The organism is Bacillus sp. LR--39 (assembly GCF_053613335.1).
This window is the reverse complement of sequence record NZ_JBSIOT010001468.1, coordinates 1-541: the sequence shown is the minus strand read 5'-3', so window position 1 is coordinate 541 and position 541 is coordinate 1. Positions and strand designations below refer to the sequence as shown.

1 pseudogene is annotated in these 541 nt (G+C 46.0%); it reads left to right on the top strand.

Annotated features, from left to right (window positions below):
• Positions 1-541: pseudogene (ecsB, locus tag ACWHAR_RS31185) on the top strand (ABC transporter permease EcsB); the annotation flags it as partial.

Below are 541 nucleotides of genomic sequence, written 5' to 3'. Positions count from 1 at the left end.
TTGAGTCCGAATTGAGACGAAAGCAGCGTTTCTATCGGATTGCCAACCTGTTTACTGATGTGCCGCATTTGCGAAAGCAAGCCAAACGCAGAGCTTATCTCGACTTTTTGCTGCGGCTTGTGCCGTTTGAACAGTGCAAAACATTTGCCTATATGTTCACCCGCGCCTTTTTGCGTTCGAGTGATTATTTGGGCATTCTTGTCAGATTAACGATCGTTTTCGCGCTGATCATTATGTATGTCTCAGCTAGCCCGTTGATTACAGCGGTTTTGACTGTGTTTGCCATTTTCATTACGGGCATTCAGCTTCTGCCGCTCTTCGGCCACTTTGACCATCTGGCGCTTCAAGAGCTGTACCCTGTGAAAAAAGAAACAAAGCTGAAAAGCTATTTCTCTCTATTAAAAACTGCACTTAGTATTCAAGCGCTGCTGATGTCTGTTGCATCTGCCTATGCAGCCGGCTTGACCGGTTTTCTGTACGCGCTGATCGGTTCTGCCGTTCTGATTTTTGTTGTTTTGCCTGCTTATATGACAACCAGGCT